The organism is Tardiphaga robiniae (assembly GCF_013359755.1).
In the GTDB taxonomy this organism is placed as follows: Bacteria; Pseudomonadota; Alphaproteobacteria; order Rhizobiales; family Xanthobacteraceae; genus Tardiphaga; species Tardiphaga robiniae.
In genome coordinates this window covers 19,500-33,195 of sequence record NZ_JABMCJ010000074.1, presented here as the reverse complement: position 1 = coordinate 33,195, position 13,696 = coordinate 19,500, and the positions used below count along the sequence as shown (strand labels likewise).

The following is a 13,696-nucleotide window of genomic DNA, read 5'->3' as shown; positions in this document are numbered from 1 at the left end:
CTGAAGTTCGCCATCGCGCCTTGTCCTGATCGATCAGAAGCCGAGTGCGAGGCCGTCCTTGCGGTGGTCCGAGGCGCCGAGCAGCACGCCACGCTCGTAATCGATCTGGATGGCCTGGCAGCCACCGATGCCGGTATCCATCATCTGCAGCGTATGGCCGCGGGCGGCCAGATCGTTGCGCACCGCTTCCGGGATGGTCTTTTCAAGCTGCAGCAGGTTGTTGGTCGCGAACGAGCGCGGCGCCTCGGCAGCGGCCTGGATGTCCATCTTGCGGTCGATCACATCGGATATGAACTGGGCATGGCCGGTGGCCTGATAATGGCCGCCCATCACGCCGAACGGCATAACCGCGCGACCGTCTTTCATCAGCATGCCCGGGATGATCGTGTGCATCGGCCGCTTGCGCGGGCCAAGCGAATTCACATGGCCGGGCTTGGCGCGGAAACTCCAGCCGCGGTGATGCAGCAGCACGCCGGACTTCTTTGCATAGATGCCGCTGCCGAACGGGCCGAACAGCGAATTGATCAGGGACACGGCGTTGAGATCGCGGTCGACCACGGTCAGATAGACCGTGTCCTTGTGGATGACCGAGTCCCAGTGCTCTTCCGGCGAAGCGTGCTTCATGTCGATCTTGGCGCGAAGGTCGCCGATGAACTTGTCCGACAGGAAGCGCTCAACATCGACCTGGCCATAGGCCGGATCGCAGAAATAGGCATCGCGCGTGCGATAGGCCGCCTTGGTCGCCTCGGCAAGCACATGGATGCGGTCGGCCTCACTCAGATTGGCCATGTCGTAGCCGGCCAGCACGCGCAGGATCATCAGTGCGGCGAGCCCCTGGCCGTTCGGCGGGCATTCGGCGACATCATAGCCGTGATGATTGGCGGAGATCGGCGTCACATAGTCGGAGCGCTGCTCGTTGAAATCATCGGCCTCGTGCGCGCCGCCAACGGCACGCAGCGTGGTGATAATGTCGTCGGCCACCTGGCCCTGGTAGAAGCCGTTACGGCCCTCGCGTGCGACCCGGCGCAGTGTGGCAGCGAGCGCCGGCTGGACGCGCTTGTCGCCGACCGCGGGGGCATGGCCGCCCGGCAGGTACTGCGCGGTCGCGTCGGGATGCAGTTCCAGCTTGCGGCGCCATTTGGCCCAGTCGGCGGACACGCGCGGGGTGATGAGGAAGCCGTTCTCGGCGGCATCGATGGCTGCGGCAAACACGTCGGCCAGCGGCTTCGAGCCATGATCCTTGCTGAGCGTGCACCAGGCATCGATGGCGCCGGGCACGGTGACGGTCTCAACGCAGGTCTCGGGAATGTCGCGGACGCCGGACGCCGCATATTTCTCGGAATCGATCTTGGCCGGGGTACGGCCGGAGCCGTTCAGCGCGATCGGCGCGCCGCCCTTCCGCGAATAGAGGGCAAAACAGTCGCCGCCAATGCCGGTCATCGCCGGATCGGCCACGCATTGCACGGCGACTGCCGCCAGCGCCGCATCGATGGCATTGCCGCCCGACTTCAGCATCTCCACAGCAGCCAGCGTCGCCAACGGATGCGAGGTTGCGGCCATCCCGTGCTCGGCAACGGCGACGGAACGGGCAACGGCCATGAAATCACGCATGAGAGTCCTCTATCGGTACGAAGCCGCCTGGCGCAGATCGCGCGACGAGGCGGGAGAGATGCGGTCGAGCGCCGAGCAGATCGGCCCCCAGGCGCGCGGGGATGGCGTGTGGTTTAGCGTGTGAATCGGCAGTGCGGTAGCCGTTATGACAACAATGAGACTGGCAGCCGCTACCGCGAATACGATATTGCGCCGCAACCCAGCCGTGCATATGACGAGCTAGCTCCCGAGTGAACGGCGCGGCGTCGAACGCGCGGTCTCATATTCATCGCGCGTGCGGGCGACCAGCGTCGCTACGGGCTCGATTGCAGCAATACCTGAGACAGAGTGGCCTGCGCTCCAAACGTCGCGCCATCGCTTGACCCCGGACGTCGCTTGCCGGCCATAGAGCGCATCGGCGCGTTCTTTGGTCATGTCCGTCGGCAGATCTTTCGGATCAAGGCCCGCGGCGACAATCGAGGGAACCAGCGTATTGGTTTCCAGGCCGGTGAAAGCCCGTGACAGCAGGACATCGTCGAGTTCGGACGTGACGAGCATCCGCTTGTACTCGTCCACTGCCATGCTCTCCTCGGTGGCAATGAACTTGGTACCCATATAGCTGAGATCGCAGCCGAGCACCTCGGCGGCAAACACCGCCTGCCCGTCCGACACGCCGCCGGCCAGCACGATCGGCCCTTCATAGAAGGAGCGAACCGCCCGCACGAAGGAAAAGCCGTTGACCCAGCCCGTCTGCCCGCCAGCACCCGCCGTCAGCAAGACGAGACCATCGACACCGGCCGCAATGGCCTTCTTCGCATGACGGATCGAAGCGACATCGGCAAACACCATACAGCCTGCCTCATGCAGCGGTGCGACGACGGCGTCCGGCGGTCCGACGCTGGTGATCACCATCTCGCAGCCATGCCGGATCACCGTGGCAAGATCATCCTGCAAGCTCTCGCGGCGGATGATGAGATTCGGACAGAACGGCGCGTCGTCCGGCCCGAGCGCGCCGAGAATACGCGCTATCCAGTGATCGAGCTCTTCGTCGGTTCGGCAATTGGCCGTTGGAAACGAACCGATCACGCCAGCCTTACACGCGGCAATGACGAGTTCCGGGCCTGACACGCGAAACATCGGCGCAGCGACCAACGGCACTGACAGCCGCGGCCGAATTGTTTCCGTAAAACGCGCAGCACTCGTTTTGCCGCTGGGGTCGTCGATCACGTGGCGGTCACCCGAAGACAGCGGCATTTGTTTCCATCCCTCATATTTTCCGGGAGGATAGCCGGAATTCCCCGGCAACCGCTATAAGCCGGACAGAATGTCCGGCATGATGCGGCTACTCCGCGGGCGATGCCACCGCCTGCTCATGCACCTGGCCCTTTTCGTCCTTCTTGCGGCTCGAAAACAGGCGCCGCACCAGCACGTAAAGCACCGGCACGAAGAAGACGCCGAGCACGGTCGCGGTGACCATACCGCCCGCGACGCCGATGCCGATGGCATTCTGGCTCGCCGAACCTGCGCGGGCGGCAGCACGCCGAGAACAAAGGCCGCCTGATCACGCATCCGATTTCTTAACCGATTGATCACCATAATCGGCCAAGCTGCGCCATTGCGCGGCATGCCGCCGCGCGCGCTTGGACCGGATACGGCATGTTCCAGATGTTCCTGCGGGCTCGTGCCCAGAACTATCTTCGCAGCCTTGTCGGCGAGCGTGAGTTCAGGGCGCGTTCGGCTGAACGCGATGCCGAAACTGATCGCGAGCGGCTGGATTACGTCCTTTCGGCCCTCGATAGCGCACTCAGCAATGCCGAAGCCGAGCAGGCCGGCCTCACCCGCCGCGTCGACGATGTGCTGGCGCGCGCGGCTGTAACCTTCGGCAATGGGGACGATGAGTATCTGACCCGGGAGAAGCTCGACAGCGATCACCTGGACCTGTTCGAGACCGAAATTTCAAACGGCCAGCGCCGGTTGCGCGACCTTGCTGTCAGCATCTCGCACTTCAAGTTCCTGAAGACCGCCATGCTGTCGCGGTTTCCGGATTACAAAGGCCCCGCGTCGCGGGCGTCATCGTAACGGCAGATGCCTATTCGCTTCGGGCGGAATCCTTGGCATCGCTCCAACGCCGCTTGAAGCCCGCCGCATCCGGCGAACTACCATCGCGATTGCGCCGCCGCTCACCGCTGAATGTCCGCATGTGGTCGTTCACAAATGACATCAGTTCGTTGCGGAAACGCTCAGCCGAGAATTTCTCGGCCTGCATCCGGCAGTCAGCACGCGAAAATGAGCTTTCATTCGCTACAAAGGCACGGACGCATTCCGCAATCGCCTTCGGCTCGTTGGAATCGAAAAACATGCCGGTGCGCAATTCCGGAGAGGCAGAGACCGTCTCGCGCGCGCCGCCGCGGCCGAACGCCAGAACCGGCGCACCTTCGGATTCCGCTTCGACAACGATGATCCCGAAGTCTTCCTCGGCGGCAAAGACGAAGGCACGCGCCGTCGCCATCAATTCGCGCAGCTTCTCATCACTGACGAAGCCGACGAATGTCACGTTCGGGCCGGCGATTGCCTTCAACCGCTCCGCATCCGGGCCGTCGCCTGCAACGATCAGCTTCTGATCCGGCAGTTCGGCAAAGGCCTGGATCACGGCTTCGATCTTCTTGTAGGGCACCAGACGACTTGCCGCGAGGAAGTGGTCTCCGGTAGGCAGATCAGGCGGCAGCTTCGACATGGTCACCGGCGGGTAGATGACCTTGGCGTCGCGGCCATAGACCTTCTTGATCCGCTTGGCGACGAAATTGGAATTCGCCAGCATGGCGTCCGGCCCATGGGCCGTACGCACGTCCCAGATCCGGATCCGGTGCAGCAGCGCCCGTGCCAACGCGCTCTTGATGCCAGCGGTGTAACCGCTTTCATTCAGATAAGCGTGCTGCAGATCCCACGCATAACGCATCGGCGAATGCACATAGGACACGTGAAGCTGGTTCGGGCCGGTGATCACGCCCTTGGCCACCGCATAGCTGCTGGAAATAACCAGGTCGTAACCTGACAGATCGAACTGCTCGATCGCGATCGGCATGAGTGGCAAATATGACCGATGACGTTTGCGGATGAACGGCATCTTCTGCAGGAAGCTGGTGCGCGCCTTCTTGAAGCCGATTTTGGCGCGATCTTCCGGCGTCAGCACATCGAACAGCGTGAACACATCCGCTTCCGGATAGCACTGCAATATCTCGCGCAGCACCTGCTCGGCACCGCCCAGCGTGTAGAGCCAATCGTGGACGACAGCGACGCGCATAGGACCTCAACGGCGGAAACGGCGAATGTGGGCTGACCTGAAAATAGACCAATGCGCCCCTTCTACAATCCACTCCTACAACTTGCGTTAATTCGATTGCGAACTGTCGGTAAAAATTAAATCAATTCAGATGTGTTCTGATAACCTCTGGGGAAAATGCTACCGGGTTCGCGGACGCGGACGGCACCATATCCATCCAGAGCAGACGAGCGCGCATTCCGGCGCACCATCCGCGCCATTCAGCATAACGAGAGTTTTTGCGCATGATGACGTTACGCCAGGTTGAAGTGATCCGCGCCGTCATGGTGACGGGCACCATTGGCGGCGCTGCCAAACTCCTGAATGTGTCCGCGCCCGGCATCAGCCGCCTGGTCAAATACACCGAGAAGTCGCTCGGCATCCGCTTCTTCCAGCGCCAGAACGGACGCTACTTCCCGACCCCTGAAGCGCAGAATATTTTCGAGCAGATCAACGGTGTCTACAAGAAAGTCGACGATCTCACCGAGATCATCTCCAAAATCGGCCATGGAACGCTGTCGGAACTGCGCATCGGATCGGTTCCCAGTATCTCGCAGGTGATGGTGCCACGCGCCATCGAGCAGGTGCGGCGGCGTTATCCCGGCCTGCGGATCGACATCAACATTCTCAAGCTTGAGGAGGCGATCGACTATCTGCTGCTCGGTCGCGGCGACTGCGTCGCCATGAGCTATCGGCTCGAACATCCCGGGCTCGACTTCATGCCGCTGGCGTCCGGCGAATTGTTCTGCATCGTGCCGGAGGGACACGAACTCGCAGGTCGCAAGCAGGTGTCGGCCAAGGAGATCATCCGGTATCCCCTCATCGGCATCGACCCCAACGACCCCTACGGTCGGATCATGGCCGAGATCTTCGCCCGCAATAAACTCAAATACGACATCACCATTCGAGCGAGATTTGGCACCACGGTCTGTGCCCTGGTGAAGGCAGGATTGGGCATCGCGGTCATCGACCAATTCACGGTGGCCCATGGCGGCTATCCCGGCGTCGAGGTGATCCGCATCGTCGAACCCACCCGGTTCGATACCTACATCGCCGTGAAACGCGGCGCGCCGCTGTCACTGCATATCGAGCATTTTATCGACTGCCTGCGCAACGAGATGCGCGCAGTCGGCTCTCACAAAATTGCCGCTGCAAAGCCGGCCTCGCGCGTCCGTAAAAAATAACATCATGTTATGTTTGTTGTATAACAGGGTAATTGTGTTAGATCGCCGCCGCGCTATCTTCTGTCCCGTTTCTGATGATGATTGACAGTATTGGCCATCCGTTCATGACCTCTTCGACGCCCCATACCCCGGCGACGGGCCAACGTTTCCTCACCGGCCTGCTCGGTGCGCCGATCGCGCATTCGGCGTCACCGGCGATGCACGAACGGGCCGCCGACGCCATGGGTGCACGCTGTTACTATCAGCTGATCGAGATCGCCGGTGCCGACCGCAGCGGATTGCGCGCCATTCTGGACAGCGTCCGTCGCCTCGGTTTTGCCGGCATAAACGTGACCTTCCCCTATAAGGAAGCCGTGGTCGATCTGCTCGACGAGCTCTCGCCGGGGGCCAAGGCCATCGGCGCCGTCAATACGGTCGTGGTCCGCGACGGCAGGCTGACTGGCCACAACACCGACACCACGGGCTTTGCAAGGGCCGCCAGGCAACTGGTTGCCAATTCCAACCACGGCCCGGTCGCGGTCATCGGCACCGGTGGCGTCGGCAAGGCCATCGCCTTTGCATTGGCCGATCTCGGCGTTTCGGAGATCCGGATTTTCGATACGGACACGGCCAAGGCCCAGCATCTCGTTTCCCTGCTCCACAACCGGCAAAGCATCCGCGTGGCGGACAGCGTCGATGACGCGGTTCGCGGCGCAGTCGGCATCGTCAATGGCACACCCATCGGCATGTTGCCCAACCGCGGCACGCCGGTGCCCGATGCGCTGCTGCATGCGGAAGCGTGGGTTGCGGATGCGGTGTATTCCCCGCTGTGGACGCCGCTGCTCAACGCGGCCAAGGCGAAGGGCGCGCCGGTCATGACCGGCCGCGATCTGGCGATCTACCAGGCCGCCGATGCCTTTGAGTTGTTTACAGGATTTGCGCCTTCACCGACTGAAATGGGAATTGCTTTCGACGCCGTCATGGTCAAAAGGTACCCGACACCAAACGCAGCCTGAATGAAGCGGCCGCTCATAAGGCCGCACCCACAAACACAACAATAGCAACAGGAGGATTCCATGAAGCCAGTGTTTTTGGCGAGCGCCCTGCTCGCGACTGTATTGACCGGTGCTGCCATCGCGCAGTCCGGAGCCCCTATTAAACTCGCCAATGTCGCCGAATTGTCCGGCGGCGGCGCCACCGTCGGCACCAACTGGAAGAACGGCATCGATCTCGCGATCGAAGAAATCAATTCCAAGGGCGGTGTACTCGGCCGCAAGCTGGAAGTGACCCATGCAGACTCGCAGTCCAACCCCGGTGTCGCCCGCGCCCAGGTTCAGAAGGCACTGGACGCCGAGCCTTATGTGCTGCTCGGGCCCGGCTATTCCGGTTCGGTGAAGGTCACCGCGCCGCTCGCCGCCGAAGCCGGCATCGCACAAATCATGGGCGGCGAAGCCGCTGAACTCACGACAACCGGCAACAAGTTTCTGTTCCGCACCTCGTTCGGTCAGCAGTCGTCCATGCCCAAGGTCGCCAAATACATCAATGACGAACTGAAAGCGAAGTCTGTCGCCATCGTCTGGGTCAACAACGACTTCGGCAAAGGCGGGCGCGATTCCATCAGCAAGGAATTCGCCAAGTACAATATCAAAGTCGCGGCCGATCTCTCCACCGAAGCCGGCCAGGCCGACTTCGCGGCCGATGTCAGCAAGATCAAGGCGGCGGCGCCGGACGCGGTGTTCGTTTACGTCAACGAAGAAGAGAGCGCGCGCATACTCAAGGAGTTGAAACGCCAGGGCATCACTGTGCCGCTGGTCGGCGAAACCACGCTGGTCGGACAGAAGGTCGTCGAACTCGCCGGCGACGCGGCCAATGGCGCGCGCGGCCATGTCGGTCTCACCACCGACGCGCCGGTCGAACTGATCAAGGCGTTCCGCGACAAGTTCGTGAAGAAGTACAACTACGTCCCAGACCATAACGGCCTCAAGGGCTGGCTCGCGATCTACATGATCAAGGCCACCACCGAGAAGATGGGCAAGGTCGATTCCAAGGGCTTCGCCGATGCCCTGCACGGCTTCACAATCACCGCCGCCAAGGAGCCGGGCATCCTGATGGATGCGACCTTCGACGCCAATGGCGACATCGATAGACAGGGTTTCCTCGTCGAGATCGTCGAGGGCAAGCAGGTCGTCAAGCAGGTGCTGCCAAAGCTCGGCAACTGAGGCCCGGCGTGTTTAGCCTCTCCCCGCTTGCGGGGAGGGGGCGGAGCCGAGCGGAAGCGAGGCTTCGGGTGAGGGGGAGCGAGTGTTTCACTTGCAAGAACCCCTCACCCCCAGCCCTCTCCCCGCAAGCGGGGCGAGGGAGCGCGCGGCCGGTGCTTTAGCTGCCGGCCATTTGGAGAACCAAATGTCCAACCTTCTCGATCTCCTCATCGCAGGTCTTGCCACCGGGGCGATCTACGCGATCGTCGCCGTCGGCTTCACGCTGCTGTGGCAGACCTCACAGACCATCAATTTCGCGCAGGGCGAATTCGTCATGCTGCCGGCCTTCCTGATGCTGGCGGTGATGCATGCCGGTGCACCGTTCTGGCTGGCGATCCTGATTGGCATCGCGCTGTCGCTGCTGCTGCTGGGCCTCGGCTTCAAAATGTTGCTGGTCGATCCAATGCTGCGCCATGGCGTGCTGCCGCTGGCGATTGCGACCATGGCCCTGGCCATCGGCATCAAGGAAGCCGCCAAGCAATTCTGGAGTGCCGAAGCCTCGCCATTTCCATCGATCATCCCGGGCGGTGACGTCACGATTTTCGGCCGCGTCGTCGCCCTGCAGAGCATTGGCGTGCTGGTGCTGGCGATTCTCGCCGTGCTCGGCCTGACAACGCTGCTGAACCGCACCTCCATCGGTCACCAGATGCAGGCCGCCGCACAGAACCCGACCGTCGCGCGCATCATCGGTGTGCCCGTTGAGCGCATGATCCTTCTGACCTTCCTGATCAACGCGTTTCTGGTCGCGCTGGCTTCACTCCTCATCACTCCGATCTATCTCGCTAAATTCTCCAACGGCGAAGTGCTTGGCCAGGCCGCATTCATCGCCGCCATTGTCGGCGGCTTCAACCAGGTCCGCGGCGCCATTGCCGGCGGCCTGCTGATCGGCGTCGTCGACAATCTGTCGGCCGCCTATGTCTCCACCCAGTATCGCGCCGCCGTGCCATTGGTTCTGCTGATCGCGATCATTCTGTTTCGGCCGCAAGGCATGCTTGGCCGGCCTGAGGAGCGCACCGTATGACCGCGGCGAAGACCCTCAAGATCGGCTTCGGCATCGTTGTCATTGCCGCGCTGATCATCGTTCCGATGAACTTCAACCGCTACGGCCTGTTCATCCTCAGCCAGTGGGCTGTGATGACCATCGCCGCCATGGGGCTCAATCTGACGCTGGGTTATGCAGGGCAGGTCTCGCTGGCGCAGGGCGCCTTTGTCGGCATCGGCGCCTATACCGCTGCGATCATGACATCGAGTGGTCTGCCGCTGATCGGAGCGCTCGGCGTCGCCATCGTGCTGTGCTTCGCCATCGGCTGGATTCTCGGTTACCCCGCGCTCCGCGTACAGCATCACTATCTGGCTTTTGTCACCCTCGCCTTTTCGACGCTCGCTTTTCTCGTGTTTCGGAACGAGGATTGGCTGACCAAGGGCATCTACGGCATCAGCAACATCCCTCGCCCGGAGATTTTCGGCTATCCGACGCGGCGGCCGTTACCGTTCTATTATGTCTGTCTGGGATCGCTCGGCATCGTCTCACTGGCCGTCTGGTGGCTGATCCGTTCGCCGTGGGGCCGCGCTTTCATTGCGCTGCGCGAAAATCCCGTTCGTGCGCTCTCGCTCGGCATCGACACAAGGCGCTATACGCTGATGGCCTTTGCAATTGGTTCCGCACTCGGCGGTGTCGCGGGCACGCTCTATGCGCCGCTGACCCAATATGTCGATCCCGTGCCGTTCCACCTGTCGCTGTCGCTCGATCTCCTGATGATGGTGATCGTCGGCGGCTCCGGTTTCTTCTTCGGGCCGTTCCTTGGCGCGATGATCGCCGTGCTGTTGCCTGAATGGCTGCGCTTCACGCAGGGTTACTATCTGATGCTCTATGCCATCGCAGTGATCCTGCTGCTGATCTACTCACCCACCGGTATTCTCGGCATTCTCGATCGTTACATCTCCGAACGCCGCACCAAGGCAGCGTCCGCATTACGTGCGGTCGCCAAAGCGAAACTGGAAACGGCGCCATGACCGCGGTTCTCGAAGTCAGCAATATCCGCAAGAGCTTTGGCGGCATCACCGCCGTGAACGGCGTCTCGTTCGATGTGCAGGAAGGCGAAATCCTCGGCCTGATCGGTCCGAACGGCTGCGGCAAGTCCACTCTGTTCAACTGCATCCTCGGCCAGCTCACACCAAGCGCCGGCGAAGTGAAGGTCGACGGCAAGGTGGTCACCGGCATGCGGCCGTCAGAGCTGAACGGCCTCGGTGTCAGCCGCACGTTTCAATTGCTGCAGGTATTCCCGAAGCTGTCGGTGCGCGAAAACCTGATCCTCGCTGGTCAAGAACACCAAGGTAACATGCTGTCGCGCCTGCTCGGCCCATCCGATGCCGGACTGACCGAGGCGGCCAACCAGATGATCGGCTTCTTCAAGCTCGACCATCTCGCCGATGAGCCCGCCGGCGGCCTCTCTTATGGCCAGCAGAAACTGCTCGATGCCGCGATGGCCTTCATGGGCGGACCGCGCCTCGTGCTGCTCGACGAGCCTGCCGGCGGCGTCAACCTGACCATGCTCGCGGATCTCAAGGATCGCCTCGCGGCGATCAACCGGGAGAAGCGCGCCACTTTCGTTGTCATCGAGCACAACATGGAATTCGTGATGTCGCTCTGCACACGCGTGATGGTGATGGCCGAAGGCAAGGTTCTTGCGGTGGGGCGACCGGACGAAATCCGCGCCAATCCTGCCGTGATCGAAGCCTATTTGGGACATTGAGGATATAACGCTATGAGCGATGCAATCCTGGACGTTCAGAACCTTGTCGGCGGCTACGGCAAGATGACGATCTTGAATGGCACCACCTTCTCGGTGCCGGCTGGGTCGATCACCACCGTCATCGGGCCAAACGGCGCCGGCAAGTCCACGGTGTTCAAGGCGATCTTCGGTCTGCTGAAGCTGCGCGAAGGCAAAGTCATATTCAAAGGCAAGGACGTCACCGGTCTCAGCCAGCGCGCACTGCTGACGGCAGGCATCTGCTATGTCCCGCAGGGCCGCAATATCTTTCCGGAATTGACGGTTCGTCACAATATCGAGCTCGGTGCCGTCGCCGCCGGCCGCGACATCACCGATCTCCCCGCTCGTATCGAGGCCGCTCTCGATCAATTCCCCGTGCTGCGCACCAAGGCGAAGCAACAGGCCTCGACGCTATCCGGCGGCGAGCAGAAGCAGCTCGAAATCGCTCGCGGCCTGCTGCTCAATCCGCAGCTAGTGCTGATCGACGAGCCCTCCATTGGGCTGTCGCCCCTGATGGTGCTGCAGACCTTCAACATCCTGAAGGAGCTGCGCGACCGCGGCGTCTCGATCCTGATGATCGAGCAGAATGCACGCTCGGCACTGGAGATTTCCGATTTCGGCATCGTGCTGGAGCTCGGCCAGACCCGCTTGATGGACAAGGCCGACCGTGTGCTCAACGATCCGCGCATCGGACAGTTGTTCCTCGGCGGCGCCATGACGGAGACCGCGGCATGAACAAGCTCTCGATCGCCACCGTCTCGCTATCAGGCGCACTGGACGAGAAACTCCGCGCCATCGCTGCTGCCGGCTTTGACGAGGTCGAGATCTTTGAAGCGGACCTTCTATCCTTCAATGGAAGCCCGCGGGACGTCGGCCAGATGTGCCGCGACCTCGGCCTGACCATCTGCGCTTTCCAGCCGTTCCGCGACTTCGAGGGCATGCCGGAGCCGCAGCGCAGCCGCAACTTCGCGCGCGCGGCGCGCAAGTTCGACCTGATGAAAGAGTTGCAGACGGACTTGATGCTAATCTGTAGCAACATCTCGCCGGCCTCGCTTGGCGGTATCGACCGAGCCGCAGCGGATTTTCGCGAGCTTGGGGACCTCGCCGCGCAGCATGGCATGCGTGTCGGCTTCGAAGCGCTCGCATGGGGCGCTCATGTCAACGACTATCGCGATGCCTGGGAGATCGTGCGCCGCGCCAATCACCCGTCCATCGGCGTGATCCTCGATAGCTTCCATGCACTGGCCCCGGCATTTCCCGTCAGTGCCATTGCATCCATCCCGGCGGACAAGATCTTTCTGGTGCAGCTCGCCGACGCGCCGAAGCTGGGCCTCGATGTCTTGTCCTGGAGCCGGCATTTTCGCTGCTTTCCCGGTCAGGGCGACCTGCCCGTGGCTGAGTTCATGGAAGCGGTGCAAGCCACCGGCTATAGCGGCGCGTGGTCCCTCGAGATTTTCAACGACCAGTTCCGCGCAGGCTCTGCCGTTCGCACAGCCACTGACGGATTGCGCTCACTGATCCTGTTGCAGGATCAACTGGCAAAGACACCGGCCGACGCCCTGCAGCCAAAGACATCCACCCGCGGCGTCGGCTTCATCGAATTCGCCGTCAATGAGACCAAGGCGACAGACCTTGCGACGCTGCTCAGCCAACTTGGCTTTCACAAGACTGGCGCCCATCGCAGCAAGGACGTCGAACGCTGGTCCCAGGGCGCCATCGAACTCGTGATCAATTCAGAGCCGGACGGTTTCGCGCATTCGCATTACGTAACGCATGGCCCCGGCGTGTGCGCCATCGCACTGGACGTCGGCAATACCAAGCAGGCCATGGCGCGCGCGGAAGCCTTGCAGGCGCGGACATTCTATCAGCCGGTCGGACCGGGCGAACTGGAAATTCCGGCGATCCACGGCGTCGGCGGCAGTCTGCTCTACTTCCTGGAAGCGGCCGGCAAGAACTGGGACGTAGATTTCGAGCCGCTGCAGAGCAATGCCGGTTCAGATCATCTTTCCGTCGTCGATCACATCTCGCAATCGATGCCCTATGACGAGATGCTGTCGTGGCTTCTGTTTTACACGGGCATTCTCGACCTGCAGCGCCTGCCGCAGATGGAAATTCCGGACCCGGTCGGCCTCGTGCAAAGCCAGGCGCTGATATCAGCCAATCAGTCGCTGCGCATCATCCTGAACGGATCATCCGCAACGCGCACGCTGTCGAACCGCTTCATCTCGGAGTTCTTCGGTTCCGGCGTGCAACATATCGCGTTCTTGTGCGACAATATCTTTTCTGCTGTGGCCGATATGCGCAAACGCGGCGCCAAATTCCTACGTATTCCCGACAATTACTACGATGACGTGGAAGCCAAGTATGGGCTCGATGCCGAGCTGATGGCTGCGCTGCGCGACAACCAGATCCTGTATGATCGCGAAGGCGACGGTGAATTCTTCCAGATCTACACGCCGAGCTTCGATGAGCGCTTCTTCTTCGAGATTGTCGAGCGCCGCAACTATCAGGGATTTGGTGCGGCTAACGCCGGTATCCGTCTCGCAGCTCAAACGCGTGACGCGCGGCCTGTGTCCGTGCCGCGCGCCTGACGAA

13 protein-coding genes are annotated in these 13,696 nt (G+C 61.7%); 9 read left to right on the top strand and 4 right to left on the bottom strand.

The window, feature by feature from the left end; all coding sequences use genetic code 11:
* Positions 1-33: 33 nt before the first annotated feature.
* The 3 genes from ggt to HP556_RS30570 form a co-directional block, all read right to left on the bottom strand.
* Positions 34-1,611 (bottom strand): gamma-glutamyltransferase, encoded by a 1,578-nt coding sequence (ggt, locus tag HP556_RS06895; protein ID WP_175366399.1) that lies wholly within the window; start codon positions 1,609-1,611, stop codon positions 34-36.
* A gap of 219 nt (positions 1,612-1,830) precedes the next feature.
* Positions 1,831-2,844, bottom strand: a complete 1,014-nt coding sequence (locus tag HP556_RS06890; RefSeq protein WP_175366398.1) for an NAD(P)H-dependent flavin oxidoreductase — start codon at positions 2,842-2,844, stop codon at positions 1,831-1,833.
* An 88-nt stretch (positions 2,845-2,932) separates the two neighbouring features.
* Positions 2,933-3,067 (bottom strand): hypothetical protein, encoded by a 135-nt coding sequence (locus tag HP556_RS30570; RefSeq protein ID WP_420878652.1) that lies wholly within the window; start codon positions 3,065-3,067, stop codon positions 2,933-2,935.
* A 179-nt stretch (positions 3,068-3,246) separates the two neighbouring features.
* Between HP556_RS30570 and HP556_RS06880 the strand changes: the two genes are divergently transcribed.
* Positions 3,247-3,669, top strand: a complete 423-nt coding sequence (locus tag HP556_RS06880) for a hypothetical protein (protein ID WP_089262035.1) — start codon at positions 3,247-3,249, stop codon at positions 3,667-3,669.
* Positions 3,670-3,679: 10 nt separating this feature from the next.
* On the opposite strand, the gene HP556_RS06875 is transcribed toward HP556_RS06880, so the two are convergent.
* A complete protein-coding gene (locus HP556_RS06875; RefSeq protein WP_093759432.1) occupies positions 3,680-4,891 on the bottom strand; it encodes a glycosyltransferase in 1,212 nt (403 codons plus the stop codon).
* Positions 4,892-5,154: 263 nt separating this feature from the next.
* Here HP556_RS06875 and HP556_RS06870 point away from each other — a divergent pair, with 263 nt between their 5' ends.
* The 8 genes from HP556_RS06870 to HP556_RS06835 all read left to right on the top strand — a co-directional run bounded on the left by HP556_RS06870 (position 5,155) and on the right by HP556_RS06835 (position 13,692).
* Positions 5,155-6,093: a LysR family transcriptional regulator gene (locus HP556_RS06870; protein ID WP_175366397.1), complete on the top strand. Its 939-nt coding sequence runs from the start codon at positions 5,155-5,157 to the stop codon at positions 6,091-6,093.
* 104 nt (positions 6,094-6,197) lie between these two features.
* A complete protein-coding gene (locus HP556_RS06865; protein WP_175366396.1) occupies positions 6,198-7,088 on the top strand; it encodes a shikimate dehydrogenase in 891 nt (296 codons plus the stop codon).
* A 60-nt stretch (positions 7,089-7,148) separates the two neighbouring features.
* Positions 7,149-8,291, top strand: coding sequence for an ABC transporter substrate-binding protein (locus HP556_RS06860; protein WP_175366395.1), 1,143 nt, complete (start codon positions 7,149-7,151; stop codon positions 8,289-8,291).
* A 184-nt stretch (positions 8,292-8,475) separates the two neighbouring features.
* Positions 8,476-9,351 (top strand): branched-chain amino acid ABC transporter permease, encoded by an 876-nt coding sequence (locus HP556_RS06855; RefSeq protein ID WP_093759434.1) that lies wholly within the window; start codon positions 8,476-8,478, stop codon positions 9,349-9,351.
* Positions 9,348-10,343, top strand: coding sequence for a branched-chain amino acid ABC transporter permease (locus tag HP556_RS06850; protein ID WP_175366394.1), 996 nt, complete (start codon positions 9,348-9,350; stop codon positions 10,341-10,343). The genes HP556_RS06855 and HP556_RS06850 overlap by 4 nt, the downstream gene beginning before the upstream one ends.
* Positions 10,340-11,083 (top strand): ABC transporter ATP-binding protein, encoded by a 744-nt coding sequence (locus tag HP556_RS06845; protein WP_089262045.1) that lies wholly within the window; start codon positions 10,340-10,342, stop codon positions 11,081-11,083. The genes HP556_RS06850 and HP556_RS06845 overlap by 4 nt, the downstream gene beginning before the upstream one ends.
* Positions 11,084-11,095: 12 nt before the next feature.
* Entirely contained in the window at positions 11,096-11,836 is a 741-nt protein-coding gene (locus HP556_RS06840) for an ABC transporter ATP-binding protein (RefSeq protein WP_175366393.1), read from the top strand.
* Entirely contained in the window at positions 11,833-13,692 is a 1,860-nt protein-coding gene (locus HP556_RS06835; protein ID WP_175366392.1) for a bifunctional sugar phosphate isomerase/epimerase/4-hydroxyphenylpyruvate dioxygenase family protein, read from the top strand. Before HP556_RS06840 ends, HP556_RS06835 begins: the two co-directional genes overlap by 4 nt.
* Positions 13,693-13,696 lie beyond the last annotated feature (4 nt).